The following is a 15934-nucleotide window of genomic DNA, read 5'->3' on the forward strand; positions in this document are numbered from 1 at the left end:
GGGAAAATTTCCCGGCGACGATAACAATGAACCCGTAGAGGTAGCCGCAATGAAGCACACCGGTCTTCGCAAGCCCTTCGCCTTGACAGCGCTCTGCGTCGCCATGGCGATGTCCAGCGTGTCGGCATGGGCAGTCACTGATCAGGAAATCCTCGATGACGCCAAGTCCACAGATCAGATCGTTACCAACGGCCTGGGGCTGCAAGGGCAGCGCTACAGCCAATTGGAGAAGCTGAACACCGAAAACGTCAGCCAACTCCGTCCCGTCTGGGGTTTCTCCTTGGGGGGAGAAAAACAGCGCGGCCAGGAAGCACAACCGCTGATCAAGGACGGCGTGATGTACCTCACCGGCTCCTATTCGCGGGTCTTTGCTGTCGATGCGCGCACCGGTAAAGAGCTGTGGCAGTACGATGCGCGTTTGCCCGACGGCATCATGCCCTGCTGCGACGTGATCAATCGCGGCGTTGCGCTATATGACGACATGGTGATCTTCGGCACCCTCGACGCCAAGCTGGTCGCTCTGAACAAGGACACCGGCAAAGTCGTCTGGAAAAAGACCGTTGCAGACTACAAGGCCGGTTATTCCATTTCTGCCGCGCCGATGATCGTCAAAGGCAAGCTGATCACGGGCGTTGCCGGTGGCGAGTTCGGCGTGGTGGGCAAGATCGAAGCCTTTGATCCGAAGAATGGCGAGCTGCTGTGGACCCGCCCGACCGTCGAAGGCCATATGGGCTATGTGATGAAGGACGGAAAGAAGGTCGAAAACGGCATCTCCGGCGGGGAAGCTGGCAAGACGTGGCCAGGCGATCTCTGGAAGACCGGCGGCGCAGCGCCTTGGTTGGGCGGCTATTACGATGCGGATACCGATTCGCTGTTGTTCGGTACCGGCAACCCGTCGCCTTGGAACTCACACCTGCGGCCGGGCGACAACTTGTTTTCTTCCTCGCGTCTGGCTCTGGACCCGGACGATGGTTCGATCAAATGGCACTTCCAGTCGACGCCGCATGACGGCTGGGATTATGACGGTGTGAACGAGCTGATCTCCTTCGATTACAAGGAGGGTGACAAGATCATCAAGGCCGCCGGCACAGCCGACCGAAACGGCTTCTTCTATGTGCTCGATCGTACCAACGGCAAGTTCATCCGTGGCTTCCCCTTCTTGGATAAGATCACCTGGGCCAAAGGCCTCGACAAAAATGGCCGTCCGATCTACGACGACGCTAACCGTCCCGGCGCGCCGGGTGCGGACAAGGGCAAGTCGGTCTTCGTTGCGCCGTCGTTCCTAGGTGGCAAGAACTGGATGCCAATGGCTTACAGCCAGGACACCGGACTGTTCTACGTGCCATCGAACGAGTGGGGCATGGACATCTGGAACGAGGGCGTTGCTTATAAGAAGGGTGCCGCCTATCTGGGGGCCGGTTTCACCATCCATCCGCTGAACGAGGAGTACATCGGCGTACTGCGCGCGATCGATCCGAAGACCGGCAAGGAAGTCTGGCGCTACGAGAACTACGCGCCGCTGTGGGGCGGCGTGCTGGCGACCAAGGGCAACCTGGTGTTCACCGGTAACCCGGAAGGTTATCTGATGGCTTTCAACGCCAAAACCGGCAAGAAAGTGTATGAATTCAACACCGGTTCCGGCGTGATCGGCTCGCCGGTCACCTGGGAAATGGACGGCGAACAATACGTTTCCGTGCTCTCCGGCTGGGGCGGGGCGGTTCCGCTGTGGGGCGGGGAAGTTGCCAAGCGCATCAAGGACTTCAACCAGGGCGGTATGGTCTGGACGTTCAAGCTGCCGAAGGATCAGACCGTCGCCAAGCGTTGATGGCGCTGCGGTAAACATGGAAGGCCGGCTTACGCCGGCCTTTTCGTTCGCTCCATCTGCACATGGCGGACGGTCGGCTACAGGGGAGGGTGGGGCGCGCAGATGCAACCCATCAATCCATTGGAGCCTGCGCTGCATCGGGGCCAGCACCACGACGCTCTGCCAGTGCCTGTTAAAGCCTTCGCGTCTACTACCAAATGAGGACGGCTTCTGTCCCTTGGGTGAATTCCGGCAGGCGGCCCGCGCTGCCTAAGATCGCTCCATGTCCTGTCCACCTCCCGGTCAGGCTCCGACAAGCAGAAATTAGAGAGGCCGCTCATGATCTACGCCCAACCCGGTACTGCAGGCGCTGTCATTTCGTTCAAGCCACGTTACGGCAACTTCATCGGCGGCGAGTTCGTTCCGCCGGTGAAAGGCGAATACTTCGTCAACACCTCGCCGGTCAACGGCGAAATGATCGCCGAGTTCCCGCGCTCCGGAACGGAAGACGTCAACCTCGCCCTGGATGCCGCTCACGCCGCTGCCGATGCCTGGGGCAAGACCTCGGTTCAGGATCGCGCGCTGATTCTGCTGAAAATTGCCGACCGTATCGAAGCCAACCTGGAAAAGCTCGCCATCGCCGAAACCTGGGACAACGGCAAGGCCGTTCGCGAAACCCTGAATGCCGACGTGCCGCTGGCCGCCGACCATTTCCGCTACTTCGCCGGTTGTATTCGCGCCCAGGAAGGCAGCGCTGCCGAGATCAACGAGCACACCGCTGCGTACCATTTTCACGAGCCGCTGGGTGTGGTCGGTCAAATCATTCCGTGGAATTTTCCGCTGCTAATGGCAGCGTGGAAGCTGGCTCCAGCCCTGGCTGCAGGAAACTGTGTGGTGCTCAAGCCAGCCGAGCAGACGCCGCTATCGATCATGGTATTCGCCGAGCTGATCGGCGATCTGCTGCCTGCAGGCGTTTTCAACATCGTGCAGGGCTTCGGTAAAGAGGCGGGCCAGGCGCTGGCCACCAGCACCCGTATCGCCAAGATCGCCTTCACCGGTTCCACCCCGGTCGGCTCGCACATCATGCGTTGCGCCGCAGAGAGCATCATTCCGAGCACCGTGGAGCTAGGCGGCAAGTCGCCAAACATCTTCTTCGAAGACATCATGAACGCCGAGCCGGCTTTCATCGAGAAGGCCGCAGAAGGCTTGGTGCTGGCATTTTTCAACCAGGGGGAAGTCTGCACCTGCCCGTCGCGCGCGCTGATTCAAGAGTCCATCTTCGAACCCTTCATGGAAGTGGTGATGAAGAAGATCAAGGCCATCAAGCGCGGTAACCCGCTGGATACCGACACCATGGTCGGTGCCCAGGCGTCCGAGCAACAGTTCGACAAAATCCTCTCTTACATGGAAATCGCCCAGCAGGAAGGCGCGCAGATTCTCACGGGCGGCGCGGCTGAGAAGCTCGAAGGTGGCCTGGCCACTGGTTATTACGTGCAGCCAACCCTGATCAAGGGGCACAACAAGATGCGCGTTTTCCAGGAAGAGATCTTCGGACCGGTGGTCGGTGTCGCCACTTTCAAAGACGAAGCGGAAGCGCTGGCGATCGCCAACGACACCGAGTTCGGTTTGGGTGCTGGCGTTTGGACCCGTGACATCAATCGAGCGTATCGCATGGGCCGCGGCATCAAGGCTGGGCGCGTCTGGACTAACTGCTATCACCTGTACCCGGCACACGCCGCGTTCGGCGGCTACAAGAAGTCCGGTGTTGGTCGCGAGACGCACAAAATGATGCTCGACCATTACCAGCAGACCAAGAACCTGCTGATCAGCTACGACATCAATCCGCTCGGATTCTTCTGACCTCGGAGGACCCGGTGCGTCGCTCCTACGCGCCGGCTTAACTTGCTTGCACTGAACGTGCGGGGGCTACTCTGGCTTTATAAGTCACAAATGGTCCATCAACGCAACGCGGCCTTCTGGCCGCGTTTTTTTTGCTCGATGACCAGCTATCGTGCGTTTCGAACTTCGCTGTGTGTAAAAAAAGGGGGAGGGGATGCCGCTTCTATCAGTGTCTGCTTTGCTGAGGCGGCTGAAGGACACATTAAGGCTGTATGGAGCTTTTGCGGATTGCTTTGATCATAGAAAACAGTAGGCTTGCCGGACGTAACAAATAATAACTATAGGCCGTTGTATGAGCCCCAATCTTAGCCTGCAGCGCAAATTCGTTTCCCCCGAGATCGTGTTTGGTGCGGGTTGCCGGCACAGTGTCGGCAACTACGCGAAGAACTTTGGCGCGCGCAAGGTGCTGCTGGTTTCCGACCCGGGCGTAGTCGCCGCCAGTTGGGTCGGCGACGTTCAGGCAAGCCTGACCCACCAGGACATCGACTACCATCTGTTTACCCAAGTCTCAGCCAATCCCCGTTCCGAAGAAGTAATGCTCGGCGCAGAGGTGTATCGCAACGAGGGCTGTAATGTCATCGTCGCCGTGGGCGGCGGTAGTCCGATGGACTGCGCCAAGGGCATCGGTATTGCAGTGGCTCACGGGCGAAATATTATCGAGTTCGAGGGCGTCGACACGCTGCGCGTACCAAGCCCGCCGCTGATTCTGATTCCAACGACGGCCGGGACCTCTGCAGATGTGTCGCAGTTCGTAATCATCTCCAATCAGGACGAGCGGATGAAGTTTTCCATCGTCAGCAAGGGCGCGGTCCCAGACGTCTCGCTGATCGATCCGGAAACCACCCTGAGCATGGATCCGTTCCTCTCGGCATGCACCGGCATAGACGCACTGGTACATGCAATAGAAGCCTTCGTCTCGACCGGCAACGGGCCACTGACCGACCCGCACGCGCTGGAGGCGATGCGCCTGATCAACGGTCATCTAGTGCAGATGATTGCCAATCCGGCAGATATAGAGCTACGCGAAAAAATCATGCTCGGCAGCATGCAAGCCGGCCTGGCCTTTTCCAACGCTATTCTGGGTGCAGTGCACGCGATGTCCCATAGTCTGGGCGGTTATCTCGATCTCCCGCATGGCTTGTGCAACGCGGTGCTGGTCGAGCATGTAGTGGCATTCAATTACAGCGCTGCGCCCGAGCGCTTCAAGGTCGTGGCGCAAACGTTCGGCATCGATACGCGCGGTATGACCCATACACAGATTCGCGATGGTTTGGTCACCCATCTGGTTCAGCTCAAGCAGGCCATTGGTTTCAACGAAACGCTGGGATTGCATGGCGTAAATCTTTCCGACATTCCATTCCTGTCGCGGCACGCCATGCAGGACCCCTGCATTTTGACTAACCCTCGCTCGTCGACCCAGCGCGACGTCGAAGTTGTATATGCCGAAGCACTCTGAGCAGGACAACGCTCTCGCTGGCCTGCTTGGGCTAGGAACGCTTTCGGCACGCAAAAGCCACTATCCCGAACTGGTTGCGCGCCTCGAAGAACTGGAAGCCGAGCGCAATCGCTACAAGTGGCTATTTGAACATGCGGTACACGGGATTTTTCAGGCCAGCCTGCAGGAGGGCATCCGCGCGGCCAACCCTGCCTTGGCGGGTATGCTCGGCTACGACAGCCCCTCGGACGCGCTCTGGGGACTGACTGATCTTTCCCACCACTTGTTCATTGGCGGCGAGGAAGAGCTGAAACGCATTCGTCACGTTCTCAGCACTCAACGGGGCCTGTTCGGCTATGAGACCCGCTTGCGTCGCAAGGATGGCAGTGCGATTGACGTAATAATGAACCTGCTGCTCAAACCGGAGGAGGACGGCCTGGTCGAGGGCTTCGTTGCCGACATCACCGAGCGCAAGCTGGCGCAGTTGCGGTTGTTGCAGCTCAACGAGCAGTTGGAACAGCGCGTCACTGAACGGACTGTCGAACTGCGCAAGGCACGTGATGCGGCCGAAGCGGCCAACCACAGCAAAGACAAATATCTCGCAGCGGCCAGCCATGATCTGCTGCAGCCGCTCAACGCGGCGCGCCTGTTGATCTCAACCTTGCGCGAGCGGGGCTTACCCGGCGCGGAGCAGAATCTCGTCGAGCGCGCGCATCTGGCGCTGGAAGGTGCGGAAGATTTGCTCACCGACTTGCTGGACATTTCCAAGCTCGATCAACGAGCGATCAAGCCGGATATCGAGGTGTACCGTCTGGATGAAGTGCTGCTGCCACTGGTCTCCGAATTCCAATCGGTGGCGCAAGCGGAAGGTCTTGGCTTCGACCATTACATTCCAGCGTATGCGCTGCGCAGTGACTTCCGGCTGTTGACGCGCATTCTGCGTAATTTTCTTAGCAATGCCTGTCGTTATACGGATAAGGGCCGGGTGCTGCTGGGTGCGCGCAAGCGTGGCGAGTTTCTACGGATCGAGGTCTGGGATACCGGCTGCGGCATCGAGGCGGACCAGATGCAGTCAATCTTTCTGGAATTCAACCAACTGGGCGTTCAGCGCGCCGCTGAACGCGCGGGGGTCGGCCTGGGACTGGCCATCGTCGAGCGGATCGCGACCATGCTCGACTACCACATACATGTTCGCTCGCAACCGGGTCGTGGCTCGGTATTCAGCATCGACGTGCCGCTGGCCGAGGCGCCGTTAGTATCAGCCAGCGAAGCGCCTTTGATGATGCCGATGCTGGGCGATCCGCTGCCAGGGCGCCGATTGCTGGTACTGGATAACGAGCTGAGCATTTTGCACAGCATGGCCGCGCTACTCGAGCAATGGGGCTGCGAGGTGCTAACCGCCACCGACGAGGCGGCCGCAATGGCGGCTCTGAATGAATCACCGCCCGAGTTGATTCTCGCCGACTACCATTTGGATCAGGGCGTGACCGGCTGGGACGTGGCGCAGGCCATGCAGACATATTTCCGAACGCCGATCCCAGTGGTGATGATTACCGCAGACCGCAGCGACCAGTGCCGCCGCCAGTTGCAGGGTGTCGGTGTGCCGGTGCTGAATAAACCGGTCAAGGCCGGAAAGCTGCGCTCGGTGCTGAGCCATCTGCTAAATGGCAAGGGGGGCAATCATGCGGAACAGAACAAATCCGATCTGGTGTGAACGTTGAAAGTAAAACGGAAAGCCAAATCGCCTTATATTACCGTTAGTTAGTGGCGATGTCGCTCCATTGCCGGAAAACTTAGATCGTTATTCCGGTAATGAAACGGTACTCATTCGTTTTTCCGCCAATGAAACGTACAAATGGTTTATGTAAGTCACGCTCCGACGAGATGACCAGATCCCTGTCCAACCTCCCTCCACCAACATTAGGGAGTCGCTCAAGTCAAACTCAGGCTTGCAGACCCCGCCCCTGAAGTGACGGCCTCCATCGCACGAGCCCCATCGCACAGAGACGCCGCTTTCCCTAAACCGCATTCCACGGACATGAGGATAGGCTTTCGGCCGGCCAATTCTCCACAGCTAAACAGCAAGAGCAAACTTTTTTATTACTAGAACGAGTCAGATCAATACTTTGCAGTAATAAAAAAAGAAATTCTCTTTTATATATATTTTAATTAATTAAGCATCCCAGTGAAAGATATATCAAGGTAAATCACTGAAATAGCTGACAAATTAAACAGTAAACCAAGTGTATTATCCTCCGTTGCTGAAAGTTCAATATTCGTATAAAGAAACCTTCGCCTTCGAATCGCCTAAGCTATTGAGCTTTTTGCGTGGTTGCGTGTTCGCGATGGATGGCTATTATGACCCGAGCCTTATGAACCTCAACTAACAATCGAAACTCAGAGTTGGTCATGGATAACAAACATTCGGAGGAAGAAGCGCATCCGCTTGAAAACACCATGGCGTTGGCACCAGCCAGGAACCCGTACGATGGTGTCCCCAGAGACTGGAAAGAATCTGGTGTTCCACCCAGCGATGAAGTCATTCCATCTCAGGTCAGGACAATTGATCAGCGGGAGGAACAGCTCGCAGATGAACGTAGATCTGTATTCGAACAGGTCGATCAAGGACTGCGTGCCAGTAGAGGCATGGAGCTTCTTGGGTTAAAAAAATCTCATTTCTATAAGTTGCTCGACGATCATCGCAACGGAAAGAACATCGTTCGCAATCACAAGGGAACGCCTAAAGGAGGCAGTCGAACAACATCGGGCCAGGTGGCCGCACTAGGCAAAGCGTACGACAAGCACTACGTTGGCCCAAAGGCTTCTATCAGTGAGTTATTGACGTGGGCCCGCCGTTATTGTGAGAGGTCTGGTGAAAAGGCGGTAAGTCGCCATACAGCGAGAAGATATCTCTATGCAATACCAGAAAAAGACCGTGACCGGAAAACGCTCACTAATGAGCAGTTCAATCAAAAATATGGATTTAAACCAAAAAAATTAATCATCGATGGTTTGCTGCGTCGCGTGTCAATGGATCATACGCGCGTGGATATACTGCTCGTCGATGAGTTCAACAGAGATTTGATTATCGGTCGTCCCTGGATAACTATGATCATCTGTGACAGGTCTCGGGTGATCCTAGGTTTTTATCTTAGTATGGAAACCCCAAGTCTAAACACTGTTGCCGCAGCTCTAGCGTTTGCGGTGATGAATAAAGATAGCAGCCTGTTCGGTTTCGTAACTTACCCAGAGGAATACCCCTTCTTTGGTATTCCGTCTGTCATTTATACAGATAACGCCGCTGAATTCACGAGCGATGCATTTATCCAGCAGTGTCAAGAATGGGGGATGGAGTGGGATCATCGTCCCATTGGGAAAAAGTGGTATGGCGGGATCATAGAGCGTGTAATTGGCTCATTCATGACAACATCAGTGCACTTTCTTCCCGGTTCAACTGGGAGCAACGTCGTAGAGCGGCAGGGGTTTGAAAGCGAGCTAAATGCCAAATTGGACTTCGAGCAATTTGCGGAGTGGATGCTGAAAGAAATAACTGTTTATCACGGAAAAATTCACGCTTCCCTTCGGTGCACCCCTAGGCAAGCTTTCACCCATTATAAGAGTCAAGGAAAGTATGATTCGTCGAGGGTTATTAGTAAAGAAGATGAGACGAGATTTCTGATCGATTTTTGCCCGACTTCCTTCGGTCACAAAGTTCACTCATATGGGATTAATTTCGCCGGTCGCAGGTACGCAAGCGATGCCCTGGAGGAATATGTAGGCCAAAACATCGATGTTAAGTACTTGCAATATGACCTTAGCTATATTTGGGTCAAGGTGCCTCATGGCTTCTTAAAGATTAGTTGTTCATATACCCGTGACGGGCTAGCGATGCATTGGGAATCCTACTCGAACCACAAGCAGTTATCGAAGCGTATGCCAGGTTTAATCAACAAGGCTAGCGGTACCATCGATGACGAGTTCGCACCCTCCGCCATGGATCGCCAGGAAGAAATTCTTCAAGAGGCTGCAGCCATGAAAACGGCTTTCATGAATGCGCCAAAACAACCGGCTTTGCCTCCACCCCTTCCACCTTCAGCCGAAGGGGTGGCGCTGGATGAAGTGGAGGTGCACCCCATTGATGACAGCAAATTCTATGTCCAAACCGATGACGTTATCTGGGAGGAAGACGAAATTCTCCGGCCACGAATTATCTTAGACACCGATGAAATCGATCTGCTTGTTCCGGTTTTAATCGTTGACCCTAAGGAGGGTTGAGTTATGAGTAATCGGGATGAAGCTCTAAAATACGCTCACGTCAAAGCGGACATAAGGCACCTTGTTGACTTGCCGGCAGAACAAAGGATTCAGATCTGCCGCCATGATATTTGGATCGATACGCCACGTTTGAAGCCATTGCTGAACTGCCTAAACCACATGGTATACACAGACAACCAGATCCAGGCGTCTAGCATATTCATCCATGGTGGAGGCGGTGACGGTAAGTCCGCATTATTCCATCGGTTGCAGGCGCTGGGCGAGCTTTCGGGAAAGAAAATGGTGTTCATCACCCTGACCGAGAATTTGAACCGTTACAAACTCCATGATGCGATTTGTGAGCAATTCAGCGTGCAGATCGGCAAGAGAACAACTGCGGCCAATAGGCTTGATATTATAGAGAAAAAAATACATTCGGGGGGCATTGGTGCAATTGTCATCGATGAGTTGTCAGATGCAATGCTTGAGGGGAGCACCAACAAGCGAATAATATTATCACTGCTGCGTAGCCTCGCAGAAGGTAAACTTAAGCTGTGCGTTATTGCTTTTGGCAACTCAGTTGCCAACGAAGCCATGATACTTGACCGTGTTCTGGATCGGCGATTTGTACAATGGGAGCTTCAGCCTTGGAAATTAGATCAGCACTTTGTGGACTTCATTGCTACGTATGAAACCCATTTGCCCCTGAAGCTCGCGTCGAATGTTGCATCCCCGAAGCTGCGGACGCTCATACATTCAAACTCACATGGCATTCTTGATAATATCGTAAAGATTCTTAAAAGCGCGGCTATGGATGCTATCGAGCAGGGTACTGAGCGGATTACCCAAGATCAAATCCCTAACATTGATGCTCTGGCGATGAAGTATGGCTTCAAAATCCACCATCCCGGCAAGCCCAAAAAGAAATGATCAAGCTCTCGCCCTCACAGTTTGCCACCGCTAATAGTGTCTTAGCTGCTTTGACACGTGGGCGCGCATTTTGCTTTGTCTCATCCCAGCCTGGCTTTGGTTTGACGACCTGCATAGAAAATATCAAGTCACGTCTGAGTAATCCGATGTTCACTATCGCAGACCACCCTGAACTTGCCGGGTTGGATATGTTTGCCCAGCTCTACCATCACCTAAATATTGATTTAGAGTTCCAAGCTAAAAATAAATTGCCAGGTTTTGCAGCCGAAATTGTTTCCTTAAGAGAGATTTCGACAATTTTTGTCGACGATATAGATATGTTTCTCTGTGGTGAAAGTGCGAAGCGCCGCACTGTGCAGCAGCTAAAGTGTATCTTAACTGCTCTACCGACAGTAAATATTGTAATCTCTGGGCGTCATGAAGAGGCATGGGAGATGTTCGAACTATTCGAGTGCTCACCGCACTGTGTTGAGGCCTTCAGCTTAGATGGCTTTCAAGATTTTAATGAATACAAGGTTTTTTTTGATTCGATTCTCGCTGAAAACTCAAAAACTAAGTTAACGGACGTATCGCTGAAAGCGCTTTATCTCGATACGAAAGGTAACCTTGGCGATACATTTCTCCGGTTGTTTCACCCCGCGTACCTTTACAAAGGTTAGAAGTAATGACGGTTTTTATCGATAGCTTACCGATCGAGGGGGAGCTTTTGTCGTGTTGGCTATATAGGCAAAGTATGGTTTCTAAAAACACGCCGCTTGGCCGCGAGGAGCTCAGCCAGCTGTGGTTGGCCTCGGGCCCGGCGCTAGATTTCGATCCGGATTTCTCGCGAAGCTCCCATTTTACGAACGCGGCTTGTGATGCCGTAGGCATGAGTAGTGATCTAAGGGCTTTTTTCATTCAGCCACCTAGCAGTTGGCTAATACCACGCTTTTACAGGCGCACGTTCTGCTATCAGTGTTTGGCTGAAAATTTTCGAACACTTGCATTTCCTACCTCGCTGAAGAAATGGTGCGCTGTAGGCGTCGTAGTATGCGAGTTTCATAATTTGCCGCTAGTCGATGCTACAGAGGTATTCGCGCCTAAGCTGAGCATGGCTATGAAATTTTTTCAGATGCATTATTTACACAAGGACAGGTACATTTCAGCATCACGCTTTCAGGCTGGGATGCGGTCGATTAAGTCTTTGATCTTGGTACAGGACATGCTCAATCGCTTCGAGGTTAATGCCCTGCCAGGCAACCTGAGCAGCGATGCTCACCAAAATAGTGAGTGGGCATTCTCAAAATTTCTGATCTGCTTGATGCTCTATCCCAGGTTTGGCCTTATCAATCGCCATATGCGAAACGACGCCGCTTACCTCCAGCTCCCGGTATTTCAGCAGACTTTTACTCACGGCCCGCTGATAGCCAGTATCGCTCACCGAAGGGCCGCTCTGCTTATCCTCGGTTGGCTCTACGAAGTTTTGCCAACAGACGAGTCAAGCGTGATTGATGCTCTGTTGAACGCAGTAGGAGGCGGGATTGGGTTTTCAGAAGCCTATAGTTTGGGATCATCCTGCAATGGCTTCACGGCAGAACACGCTGCGGTCATCGCACGGCGACTTCTCCAATGGCAACCTCCAGTAGTCTCCAGCAGGACACTACAGTTTGTCGAGGGATTCGTTGCTTCTACTGTTAAGTGAAGGATGGTTGACTTGCCCTCAAAATGTAAGGGCGTGGGAGTGGTGAGATCGAATGAATGCTAGGTTTTCTTTAATCACCGAAATCTCGCTACCCTTAGGCCCAATCTGCCTAGACGACCTATATGGCGGTGCTGGTGTATGGATTGACTTCTTGGTGGCCATGCCACAGGTGCGCGTACTTCGATACTCAGTACGTCAAAGCGCAGAACGAAGCACTTTTGCATCCGCTCTCCACGCAGGCCCCTTGGTAAAAGTCACGCCAACCGTTAAGCAGTGTCGAATCAGTTTTACCTACACAACTTTGTACTCACCCTGGCCAGTGGGGAAGGAGTTCGATCACGCTCGTAATTTTTGCGACTTTTTTTTATGCAGGTTTTTTCAATGGCCGGCAGAGATGTATAGCAACCGATCTGAAGTTTTCAAAAGTTCTTTCGCTTTAATTTCCGAACAAGCAAAAATCACCGTTGCATCGATGCAGGGGGTGTTATTATATTTCCCGTGATCTTCCGGAGTGAGTTTCCAAAACGCCTTGAGTGCTTCCTCCCATCATCGGTGATTCCATCCGATGCGATCGCGATGGGCTTAAAGGCCGTGGGCATCATTGGGCATCACCTTGATCGGAGGGGAGGCGGGTCGTGGAGAACGACAGTCGTTGATTACTGATCACCGGCGCTGGCGCATGACGGAATCCAGCTCGAACAGCACAGCCGTCTCGTGATCCATTCCGTCCGTTAGCGCGAGGCGAGATGCCTCTTTGATGCTCGGATCGCTGTTGTTAGGGTAACCGAGGCCCGCTACTTCGCTGAGAGCCGGCGCAAAGCTGATCGCCAGCCGAAAGCGCTTTGAGCAGCTTCAATTGCCCTAAGGGCCTCCAGATCCCGCACGTCTGGGCTATCGGTGGCGACGGTAGTAGGTGCGCAGCTGCTCAGCGAGCCTTTTACCGCTGCTAGGCTTGCTTTCGTCTTGACCCTCATCGGCACTGTCACCGAAACCGCGCTGCGCATTGATCTCGTGAACTCGGATCTGATTCGATAGAGAATTACGTTCCAATGGAACAGCCGCGTCAGCTAGCGCTTGAAGGTTCGCAATCCGAGTCTCCGCGTTAGGAGCTGAAAGCTTGCCCGGGTCGAGGCGATACCACCGCACTTTGAGCGCTTTATGCAGGCGTCGTTGAGGTAGTCGTGCAGGTGGCCATAGTTGCAGGTGGCTGCACCTGGCCATCACCAGCCTGGTTCTGAATTTTTTCCAAAAGGGTGCCACCCGTGCCCGCTCTTTTCGATAGTCCGAGTAACGCGTAGGAAAATGATCAGGCTCCAGCTGAAAACGCATCCCCACCATTCCGCCCGACCAGGAAAAATTCGGGATCAAATCGCGGATATGATGAAGCTCGCCCTGCGCCGCTTGTATCCAGACATCTAGCGTCGCAAAGCGCCGTATCGCTGCGCTCTTGGCCCTTTCTCAAAAGACGCCGAGCGAAGCCGCAGGATGGACACAAGATCATGGAGATCAGGTGCTGGTAACCCAACCCGTTCGATGTCTCTGGAAGCGTTAAACGCGGTTCACCAGGCGCGCCGGCAACCGAGTCCAGTACAAACAGTACTGCGGCCTCATCATCTAAGCCATCGGATGGAGCGAGGCGAGTTGCCACCTTGATGCTGGGATCGCTGTTGTTAGGGTAACCGAGGCCCGCAACCTCCCTAAGCGCCGGCGCAAAGCTCGTTGTCAGCCTGGTGTCAAAAGCGCTTTGGGCAGCTTCAATCGCCCTCAGCGCTTCAAGATCCGATACATCCGGGCTGTCGCCTGGATCAAGGTGGCTACGATAGTACGTGCGCAGCTGCTCAGACAATTTCCTGCCACTTCCCGTTTTGCTCTCGTCTTGCCCCTCATCGGCGCTGTCGCCGAAACCGCGCTGAGCATTGATCTCATGAACCCGGATAAGATTGAGGAGTGGATTGCGCTCAAGTGGCACTGCAGTGTCGGCCAGCGCTTGCAGGGTCGCTGTCCTGCTTTCGGCACAAGGAGGAGAAAGCCTATCTGGGTTAAGCCGGTACCAACGCACTTTGAACGACTTGATCAAACGCCGGTTTAGATAGTCGTGAAGACTCTGTGGCCACAGCTGCAGGGAAGGGCGCACTTGCCCTTGTTCAGCCTGATTGCGGATCTCCTGAAGAAGCGTGGCCACGCGCGTACGCTCCTTTCGGTAATCGGTATAAAGCGTTGGTAGATCGTCCGGTTCCAATCGAAAGCGCATCCCTACCATTCCCCCGGGCCAGGAAAAGTTCGGAATCAGATCGCGAATGTGATGGTGCTCCCCCTGAGCCGCCTGTATCCATACGTCGAGTGTCGCCAGCCACGCGGCCCAACTATTAGCATCTGGAATCGCAAAGTCTTCGCCTGCCTGCTCCCACTCACGTCCGATGGCATCAAGCGTGGCTATATGGCAAAGAGTTAAGTCCTGCAGTCTGAATGTGGTGGGCTTCACTAAGAACTTGCGCAGCGCCAACATCGCCGAAGATTTGCCGCTATTGTTGGCGCCCACCAGGAGCGTCGTTTCGGCGGCCAAATCGATTCTGACGGACTTCAGCTTACGAAAATCGCGATTTCCAGGTGCTGGATACGCATAGACTCATCCTTGAAGAATTGGAGGGAGGGCCGTAGTGCGTTGCCCACTACATTGAACCTTACCTGAGCGGTAGCCAGCCACCAATATAGCTAAGCAAGGTTGAGTGCGATGTCGAGGCACGATCGTCATGATCGGGCACGGGCTGGACTGTCTCGGGCGGGCTCCGCTTGGAACCCCGCATGCGGAGTGTGCGCGTCACCACAGGTGGCGCAGGTGAGACTCAGCACTCCCGGGCCAGGTGTCTGACCACGCAACAGGGAAGAGGGAAGCGCGAGTAGGTTAAACACCATGCTAAATGGAGTTCGGGATCTTCTTGACGGCAAGCCCCCCGAAGGAAACCATGGAATCCACGTAGCGGAGAGCGGATTTCATATCCTTCCAGCCGACGTAACTCATCAGACCCTTGATATCCCAACCATTGGCGAAAGCCCAAGTCGCAAACCCGCGACGCAACGAATGACTGCTGTAGAGGTCTGCAGGCAGGTCCGCCTCACTGAAGATTCTCCGAAGCATAGGGATCAAGCTCCTGGAGTTGATGGCTGTGTCTGAAAGGTTTCCCCACCGATCTATCCCTCGAAAGACCGGGCCTCTGACGAGCCCCGCAGCGGAGATCCAGCTCACATAAGCTTCGACAGGGCAGAGTTTGTTCAGCGCCGGCGTCTGAAATGTCGTGCCCAAGTATTCACGATCGCCTTTGCTTTGTGGGAGGAAGAGGGTCATTCCTTCGCCGGGTTGGGCTTGGATGTGTTCAACCTGTAACCGCGCAAGCTCATCACTCCGGAACCCCCTCCAGAATCCGATCAAGACAAGCGCGATGTCGCGCCGGTACCGCATGACCGCTTTGTGGTTGCCTGCGGCGTACGCGGCCGTCGCCTCACTCTCCAGCCATCCGATGGCCTGCTCCAAATGCTGGAGGAGGAGGGGCACAGCCTGTTTGACCTGGGCAGGGTGAACAGCACGAATGCCTTTGAGGACGCGCCTGACATCGGGCGTCTTTGTCGGATCTGGAAACCCTTGGGAGATGTGCCATTGAGCCAGAGCCGCCAGGCGCTGCTTCAGAGTACTTATGGAGTGCTGGCTAGCGTACTCGGCCAGGTACCGGACGATGGCATCTCCAGTGGCAGGAAGGTACCCGCCCCAAGTGATCTCGAAATGCTCAACCGCCGCCCGGTAGCTCCTGCGGGTGTTCTCTCGTGTCCCGGCCCTAAGGTAGATCTCGGCCTTGCTCATGGTTGACCTCATCGTAGCCACGTCGCGCTCTGGCGGGGGCGATACGCACTGAAAATGCCATATTACAACGCTGAGAGG

The 15934-nt window shown here is 54.5% G+C and carries 10 protein-coding genes; 8 read left to right on the plus strand and 2 right to left on the minus strand.

Going from position 1 to position 15934, the window contains the following annotated elements:
* Positions 1-49 precede the first annotated feature (49 nt).
* The 8 genes from D7241_RS06445 to D7241_RS06480 all read left to right on the plus strand — a co-directional run bounded on the left by D7241_RS06445 (position 50) and on the right by D7241_RS06480 (position 12003).
* Complete coding sequence (locus tag D7241_RS06445; protein WP_408100797.1) at positions 50-1825, plus strand: methanol/ethanol family PQQ-dependent dehydrogenase; 1776 nt, start codon at positions 50-52, stop codon at positions 1823-1825.
* A 318-nt stretch (positions 1826-2143) separates the two neighbouring features.
* The gene (locus D7241_RS06450) at positions 2144-3664 is read left to right on the plus strand and encodes an aldehyde dehydrogenase family protein (RefSeq protein WP_408100798.1); all 1521 of its coding nucleotides are present in this window, start codon (positions 2144-2146) and stop codon (positions 3662-3664) included.
* 331 nt (positions 3665-3995) lie between these two features.
* A complete protein-coding gene (gene ercA / locus D7241_RS06455; protein ID WP_408100799.1) occupies positions 3996-5159 on the plus strand; it encodes an alcohol dehydrogenase-like regulatory protein ErcA in 1164 nt (387 codons plus the stop codon).
* Positions 5143-6852 (plus strand): NahK/ErcS family hybrid sensor histidine kinase/response regulator, encoded by a 1710-nt coding sequence (locus D7241_RS06460; RefSeq protein WP_408100800.1) that lies wholly within the window; start codon positions 5143-5145, stop codon positions 6850-6852. The genes ercA and D7241_RS06460 overlap by 17 nt, the downstream gene beginning before the upstream one ends.
* 695 nt (positions 6853-7547) lie before the next feature.
* Complete coding sequence (locus tag D7241_RS06465; RefSeq protein ID WP_408100801.1) at positions 7548-9413, plus strand: Mu transposase C-terminal domain-containing protein; 1866 nt, start codon at positions 7548-7550, stop codon at positions 9411-9413.
* Between the two features lie 3 nt (positions 9414-9416).
* Positions 9417-10322, plus strand: coding sequence for a TniB family NTP-binding protein (locus D7241_RS06470; protein WP_408100802.1), 906 nt, complete (start codon positions 9417-9419; stop codon positions 10320-10322).
* The gene (locus D7241_RS06475; RefSeq protein ID WP_408100803.1) at positions 10319-10981 is read left to right on the plus strand and encodes a hypothetical protein; all 663 of its coding nucleotides are present in this window, start codon (positions 10319-10321) and stop codon (positions 10979-10981) included. The genes D7241_RS06470 and D7241_RS06475 overlap by 4 nt, the downstream gene beginning before the upstream one ends.
* Before the next feature lie 5 nt (positions 10982-10986).
* The gene (locus D7241_RS06480) at positions 10987-12003 is read left to right on the plus strand and encodes a hypothetical protein (RefSeq protein WP_158188679.1); all 1017 of its coding nucleotides are present in this window, start codon (positions 10987-10989) and stop codon (positions 12001-12003) included.
* Between the two features lie 1306 nt (positions 12004-13309).
* Here D7241_RS06480 and D7241_RS06485 read toward each other — a convergent pair.
* Together D7241_RS06485 and D7241_RS06490 are read right to left on the minus strand one after the other, a co-directional pair.
* Positions 13310-14566: an AAA family ATPase gene (locus tag D7241_RS06485; protein ID WP_408100804.1), complete on the minus strand. Its 1257-nt coding sequence runs from the start codon at positions 14564-14566 to the stop codon at positions 13310-13312.
* A gap of 351 nt (positions 14567-14917) precedes the next feature.
* Positions 14918-15856: a site-specific integrase gene (locus D7241_RS06490; RefSeq protein ID WP_408100805.1), complete on the minus strand. Its 939-nt coding sequence runs from the start codon at positions 15854-15856 to the stop codon at positions 14918-14920.
* Between the last annotated feature and the right edge of the window lie 78 nt (positions 15857-15934).

This window comes from Stutzerimonas sp. VN223-3 (assembly GCF_045999685.1).
Classification (GTDB): domain Bacteria; phylum Pseudomonadota; class Gammaproteobacteria; order Pseudomonadales; family Pseudomonadaceae; genus Stutzerimonas; species Stutzerimonas stutzeri_AR.

Coding starts and splice junctions, on each gene's coding strand:
- D7241_RS06445 (WP_408100797.1), top strand. CDS start 50: ATGAAGCACACCGGTCTTCGCAAGCCCTTCGCCTTGACAGCGCTCTGC.
- D7241_RS06465 (WP_408100801.1), top strand. CDS start 7,548: ATGGATAACAAACATTCGGAGGAAGAAGCGCATCCGCTTGAAAACACC.
- D7241_RS06475 (WP_408100803.1), top strand. CDS start 10,319: ATGATCAAGCTCTCGCCCTCACAGTTTGCCACCGCTAATAGTGTCTTA.
- D7241_RS06480 (WP_158188679.1), top strand. CDS start 10,987: ATGACGGTTTTTATCGATAGCTTACCGATCGAGGGGGAGCTTTTGTCG.
- D7241_RS06470 (WP_408100802.1), top strand. CDS start 9,417: ATGAGTAATCGGGATGAAGCTCTAAAATACGCTCACGTCAAAGCGGAC.
- ercA (WP_408100799.1), top strand. CDS start 3,996: ATGAGCCCCAATCTTAGCCTGCAGCGCAAATTCGTTTCCCCCGAGATC.
- D7241_RS06490 (WP_408100805.1), bottom strand. CDS start 15,856: ATGAGCAAGGCCGAGATCTACCTTAGGGCCGGGACACGAGAGAACACC.
- D7241_RS06450 (WP_408100798.1), top strand. CDS start 2,144: ATGATCTACGCCCAACCCGGTACTGCAGGCGCTGTCATTTCGTTCAAG.
- D7241_RS06460 (WP_408100800.1), top strand. CDS start 5,143: ATGCCGAAGCACTCTGAGCAGGACAACGCTCTCGCTGGCCTGCTTGGG.